General features: G+C 65.0%; 5 protein-coding genes. 3 read left to right on the top strand and 2 right to left on the bottom strand.

Annotated features, from left to right (window positions below; translation table 11 throughout):
- The coding region (locus ABS88_RS22700; RefSeq protein ID WP_286750664.1) for a DNA-directed RNA polymerase subunit beta' at window positions 1–3,324 on the top strand (3,324 nt) is incomplete at its 5' end.
- A 115-nt stretch (window positions 3,325–3,439) separates the two neighbouring features.
- Here ABS88_RS22700 and ABS88_RS22695 read toward each other — a convergent pair.
- Window positions 3,440–4,135 (bottom strand): glutathione S-transferase N-terminal domain-containing protein, encoded by a 696-nt coding sequence (locus tag ABS88_RS22695; RefSeq protein ID WP_286750663.1) that lies wholly within the window; start codon window positions 4,133–4,135, stop codon window positions 3,440–3,442.
- Window positions 4,132–4,473 carry a chorismate mutase gene (locus ABS88_RS22690; protein ID WP_255265974.1) on the bottom strand — a complete coding sequence of 114 codons (342 nt, stop codon included), beginning with the start codon at window positions 4,471–4,473 and terminating at the stop codon, window positions 4,132–4,134. The genes ABS88_RS22695 and ABS88_RS22690 overlap by 4 nt, the downstream gene beginning before the upstream one ends.
- 50 nt (window positions 4,474–4,523) lie before the next feature.
- Here ABS88_RS22690 and ABS88_RS22685 point away from each other — a divergent pair, with 50 nt between their 5' ends.
- Both ABS88_RS22685 and ABS88_RS22680 read left to right on the top strand, forming a co-directional pair.
- Entirely contained in the window at window positions 4,524–5,537 is a 1,014-nt protein-coding gene (locus ABS88_RS22685) for a polyprenyl synthetase family protein (protein WP_003039135.1), read from the top strand.
- A 7-nt stretch (window positions 5,538–5,544) separates the two neighbouring features.
- A partial coding sequence (locus ABS88_RS22680; protein ID WP_286750662.1) for a DEAD/DEAH box helicase occupies window positions 5,545–6,345 on the top strand: 801 nt, incomplete at its 3' end.

The raw sequence follows: 6,345 nt of genomic DNA, 5'->3' as shown, positions 1-6,345 counted from the left end.
GCCAACAAGCGTCCGCTGAAGTCGCTGTCCGACATGCTCAAGGGCAAGCAGGGCCGCTTCCGTCAGAACCTGCTCGGCAAGCGCGTCGACTATTCGGGCCGTTCGGTCATCGTGACCGGCCCGGAACTCAAGCTGCACCAGTGCGGCCTGCCAAAGAAGATGGCGCTCGAGCTGTTCAAGCCGTTCATCTACGCGCGCCTCGACGCCAAGGGTCTGTCGATGACCCTCAAGCAGGCGAAGAAGTGGGTCGAAAAGGAACGCAAGGAAGTCTGGGACATCCTCGACGAAGTCATTCGCGAGCACCCGGTCCTGCTGAACCGCGCCCCGACGCTCCACCGCCTCGGCATTCAGGCGTTCGAACCGGTGCTGATCGAGGGCAAGGCGATCCAGCTTCACCCGCTGGTCTGCGCCGCGTTCAACGCCGACTTCGACGGCGACCAGATGGCCGTGCACGTCCCGCTGAGCCTCGAGGCGCAGCTGGAAGCCCGCGTGCTGATGATGTCGACCAACAACATCCTCAGCCCCGCGAACGGCAAGCCGATCATCGTTCCGTCGCAGGACATGGTCCTCGGCCTCTATTATCTGTCGATGGAACGCGAAGGCGAACCGGGCGAGGGCATGCTGCTGGCCGACATGGCCGAAGTACACCAGGCGCTTTACACGGGCGCGGTTACGCTGCACTCGAAGATCACCAGCCGCGTTCCGCAGACCGACGAAGCCGGCAATGAATATCTGCGCCGCTTCGAAACGACGCCGGGCCGCATGCTGATCGGCGAATGCCTGCCGAAGTCGCACACCGTGCCCTTCGACGTCGTCAACCGCCTTCTGACCAAGAAGGAAATCGGCGACGTGATCGACCAGGTCTATCGTCACACCGGCCAGAAGGAGACGGTGCTGTTCGCCGACGCGATCATGGCGCTGGGCTTCCGCCACGCGTTCCGTGCCGGCATCTCGTTCGGCAAGGACGACATGATCATCCCCGACGCCAAGGAAAAGCTGGTCGACGAGACCCGCGCGCTGGTGAAGGATTTCGAGCAGCAGTATCAGGACGGCCTGATCACGCAGCAGGAAAAGTACAACAAGGCGATCGACGCCTGGTCGCAGTGCGGCGACAAGGTCGCGAACGCGATGATGGACGAAATCCGGGCGACGCCGAAGCTCGACGACGGCCGGCTTGCTCCGGTCAACTCGATCTACATGATGGCGCACTCGGGCGCGCGTGGTTCGCCGGCGCAGATGAAGCAGCTTGCCGGCATGCGCGGCCTTATGGCCAAGCCGTCGGGCGAGATCATCGAAACGCCGATCATCTCGAACTTCAAGGAAGGCCTGACCGTTCTCGAGTATTTCAACTCGACCCACGGTGCCCGTAAGGGTCTGGCCGACACCGCGCTCAAAACGGCGAACTCGGGTTACCTGACCCGCCGTCTGGTCGACGTGTCGCAGGATTGCGTCGTGATCGAGGATGATTGCGGTACGACCCGCGGCATGGAAATGCGCGCGATCATCCAGGGCGGTTCGACGATCGCCTCGCTGGGCGAGCGCATCCTGGGCCGCACGACGCTCGAGGATGTTGTCGACAAGGACGGCAATGTCATTGCCCCCGTCGGCACGCTGCTCGACGAACCCACGGTCGCCAAGATCGAGGAAGCCGAAGTGCAGGCGGTGAAGATCCGCTCGCCGCTGGTCTGCGAAGCCAGCCTGGGCGTCTGCGCCAAGTGCTACGGCCGCGACCTTGCGCGCGGTACGCCGGTGAACATCGGCGAAGCGGTCGGCGTCATCGCGGCGCAGTCGATCGGTGAACCGGGCACGCAGCTGACGATGCGGACCTTCCACATCGGCGGTGCGGCGCAGGTCAACGAACAGTCGAACCTTGAAGCGATTTCGGACGGCACGATCGAATATCGCGACATGGAAACGATCGTCGACCAGCGCGGTCGCCGTCTGGCGCTGTCGCGTTCGGGCGAAATCGCGGTCATCGACAGCGAAGGCCGCGAACGTGCGACGCACAAGCTGCCCTATGGTGCGCAGATCATGCACAAGAACGGCGAGAAGGTGAAGAAGGGCGACCGGATTGCCGAATGGGATCCGTTCACCATGCCGCTCATCACCGAAAAGAACGGCATCGTGAAATATCAGGATCTGGTCGATGCCAAGACGCTGACCGAACAGGTCGACGAAGCGACGGGTATCGCCCAGCGCGTCGTGATCGAATATCGCACCACCGGTCGCGGCAAGAAGGAAGACCTTCAGCCGCGCCTGACCCTGCTCGACGATGCTTCGGGTGAAGCCGCGCGCTATCTGCTCGCGGTCGGCACGATGATCTCGGTCGAAGACGGTCAGGAAGTGAAGGCGGGCGACGTTCTGGCCCGTGTCACCCGCGAAGCGTCGAAGACGCGCGACATCACCGGCGGTCTGCCGCGTGTTGCCGAGCTGTTCGAAGCGCGCATTCCGAAGGATAATGCGGTCATCGCAAAACTTTCGGGCCGCATCGAATTCGTCAAGGATTACAAGGCGAAGCGCAAGATCGCGATCGTTCCGGAAGAGGGCGATGCGGTCGAGTATCTGATCCCGAAATCCAAGGTGCTCGAAGTGCAGGAAGGCGACTATGTGAAGCGCGGCGACGCGCTGATCTCGGGCTCGCCGAACCCGCACGACATCCTCGACGTGATGGGTGTCGAAGCGCTGGCCGAATTCCTCGTCGCGGAAATCCAGGAAGTCTACCGACTGCAGGGCGTGAAGATCAACGACAAGCACATCGAGGTGATCGTTCGCCAGATGCTGCAGAAGGTCGAGATCACCGACGGCGGCGACACCACGCTGCTGCCGGGCGAACAGCTCGATTATCTGGAGATGATGGAATATAACGCCAAGCTGCCGAAGAACGGCAAGCCCGCCGAAGGGCGCCCGGTTCTCCTGGGCATCACCAAGGCGAGCCTGCAGACGCGCAGCTTCGTCTCGGCGGCATCGTTCCAGGAAACGACCCGCGTCCTCACCGAAGCATCGGTGCAGGGCAAGGTCGACTCGCTGATGGGCCTCAAGGAAAACGTCATCGTCGGCCGCCTTATCCCGGCGGGTACCGGCGCGGCGATGAACCGCATCCGCGTCACCGCCTCGTCGAAGGACGCGGCGCTGCGTGCCGCCATGCGCGCCGCCAATGAAGCGCATCTCATCGCGCCGCAGACCGCGGCCGAAGAGCATGCCGCCGAACTGGCGCAGGGCCCCGAAGCGGCGATGGGCGACGATCCGCTCGGCGCGGTCGAAGGGGAAACCCACGGCACCGACGCCGATGCCGGCGATTATCTGATCCAGAGCGACGAGGACTAAGTCCTCGCGCCCCGGGGCTGCAGATACGCCACCGAAGAAAAGCCCCGCCGGAGCGATCCGGCGGGGCTTTTTCTTTATCCTTGAAGGTTTCGGCCGGGTGCCGCCCGCGCCGCTATCAGCTCGCGCCGACCTCCAGCCCGCGCTGGACGGCCGGGCGCGCAAGGCCGCGGTCGAGCCATGCCTGCACATGTTTGAAGCGATCGAAACCGACGATGTCGGCCGCGTCATAGAAACCGATCAGGTTGCGCACCCAGCCGAGCATCGCGATATCGGCGATGCTGTAATCGGCGTCCATCACCCAGTCCCGGCCATCGAGCCGCGCGTCGAGGACGCCCAGCAACCGCGCCGATTCCGCCGCGTAACGATCGCGCGGGCGCTTGTCCTCATAGTCGCGACCGGCGAATTTGTGGAAGAAGCCGAGCTGGCCGAACATCGGTCCCATGCTGCCCATCTGCCACATTACCCACTGGATCGCCTCGTAACGCCGGTTCGCCTCGGTGGGCAGGAACTGGCCGGTCTTGTCGGCGAGATAGATCAGGATCGCCCCCGATTCGAACAGCGCCAGCGGGGTGCCGTTCGGTCCGTCTGGATCGTAGATCGCGGGAATCTTGCCGTTGGGATTGAGCGCCAGAAAGGCCGGGTCATGGCTTTCGTTGGCCATGATGTCGATGCGATGCGCTTCATAGGGCAGGCCGCATTCCTCGAGCATGATGCTCGGCTTAACCCCGTTCGGGGTCGGCGCGGTGAAAAGCTGCAGCCGCTCGGGATGCTGCGCCGGCCATTTGGCGAAGATGGGGTGCGCCGCGGTCATGCGCCGGCCTCCCGCTTCAGATGTTCGTGGTGGCGGATCACCTCGTCGATGATGAAGCGCAGGAATTTCTCGCTGAATTCGGGATCGAGGTCGGCCTCGCGCGCCAGCGCGCGCAGCCGTTCGACCTGCCGTGCCTCGCGGTCGGGGTCGGCGGGGGGCAGGTCGATCTTCGCCTTGAGTTCGCCGACCGCCTTCGTCACCTTGAACCGTTCGGCGAGCATGTAGACGAGCGCCGCGTCGATATTGTCGATGCTCTGGCGGTAGCGGCTGAGTTGATCGTCCATGCGCGGCTCCTCTTGCGTCGGGCACGCTTGGCACCGGCGGGGGGCGGGTGGCAAGCCGAAAGTCGTTGCAAAATTGCAGGCGCACGGCCAAGGCAGCCCGTGTCATGACTGCCGAAATCCATCAGCTCCACGGCGACCGTCCGCCCTCGCTCGATCCGATGATGGCGCTTGTCGCCGCCGACATGAACGAGGTGAATTCGGTCATCCTCGACCGAATGCAGTCCGAAATTCCGCTCATTCCCGAACTCGCCGGCCATCTGATCGCGGGCGGTGGCAAGCGGATGCGCCCGATGCTGACGCTCGCCTGCGCGCAGTTGCTCGACTATCCCGGGCGCCGCCATTGCAAGCTCGCCGCCGCGGTCGAATTCATCCATACCGCGACCCTGCTCCACGACGATGTCGTCGACGGATCGGACCTGCGCCGCGGGCGCAAGACCGCGAATATCATCTGGGGCAACAGCGCGTCGGTGCTCGTCGGCGATTTCCTGTTCGCGCGTTCGTTCGAACTGATGGTCGAGGACGGCTCGCTCAAGGTGCTCAAGATCCTCAGCCATGCTTCGGCGGTGATCGCGGAAGGCGAAGTGAACCAGCTTTCGGCGCAGCGCCGTGTCGAAACCAGCGAGGACCAATATCTCGCGATCATCAACGCCAAGACCGCCGAACTGTTTGCCAGCGCGTGCAAGATCGCCGCGGTCGTTGCCGAGCGCGACGAGGCGACCGAGGCAGCGCTCGACGCATACGGCCGCAATCTGGGCATCGCCTTCCAGCTTGTCGACGATGCGATCGACTATGTTTCGGACGCCGAAACGATGGGCAAGGGCGTCGGTGACGATTTCCGCGACGGCAAGGTCACCCTGCCGGTCATCCTCGCCTACGCGCGCGGCAGCGCCGAAGAACGCGAATTCTGGAAGCAGGCCATCGTCGGCCACCGCGCTTCGGACGACGATCTCGCCTATGCGACCTCGCTCCTGCTCAAGCACGACACGATCGCCGACACGCTGGCGCGCGCGCGGCATTATGGTCAGCGCGCGGTCGATGCCATCGGGGGCTTTCGCAGCAGCCAGGCCAAGGCGGCGCTGACCGAAGCCGTCGCCTTTGCGGTCGCCCGCGCCTATTGAGGCGGCGATGACGACCGCCGGGCCCTTCCTGCCCATCGACGCGGTGCTGCCCGACATCATGGCGGCGCTGCTCTTGAAGCCCAACGCCGTCGTCGTCGCGCCGCCGGGCGCGGGCAAAACGACGCGCGTCGCGCCGGCCTTGCTGCGCGAACCGTGGTGCAAGGGCGCGGTGTGGCTGCTCTCGCCCCGGCGCCTCGCGGCGCGGGCGGCGGCCGAGCGCATTGCCGAGGAAATGGGCGAAGCGGTCGGCGGGACGGTCGGCTATGCGACGCGCCTCGACAGCAAGCAGTCTGCGGCGACGCGCCTTCTGGTGATGACGCCGGGTCTGTTCCGCAACCGCATTCTTTCCGATCCAGAACTGCAAGGCGTGTCGGCGGTGTTGTTCGACGAAGTCCACGAACGCAGCCTCGACGGCGATTTCGCGCTCGCGCTCGCAATCGATGCGCAGCAGGGGCTGCGCGACGATCTGCGGCTCGTGGCAATGTCGGCAACGCTCGACGGCGCGCGCTTCGGGGCGCTGCTCGGCGATGCGCCGGTGGTCAAGAGCGAAGGCAAGAGCTGGCCGCTCGATCTGCGCCATATCGGGCGCCGCGCCGAGGATCGGCTGGAAGCGAGCGTGCTTGCGGCGGTGCGTCAGGCGCTGGCCGACGAGAAGGAAGGCGACATGCTCGCCTTTCTGCCCGGCGCCGCCGACATCGAACGCGCGGCGGCGGCGGTCGAGGCGGCGGGTCTGCCGCTTGTCGTCCACCGGCTCCATGGGCAGATCGACCCTGCGATGCAGCGCAAGGCGCTGGTTCGCGATCCCGGC

Source organism: Sphingopyxis sp. SCN 67-31 (assembly GCF_001725095.1).
Note: the sequence above shows the minus strand (reverse complement) of the source record. Positions and strands in the feature narration are given on the sequence as shown.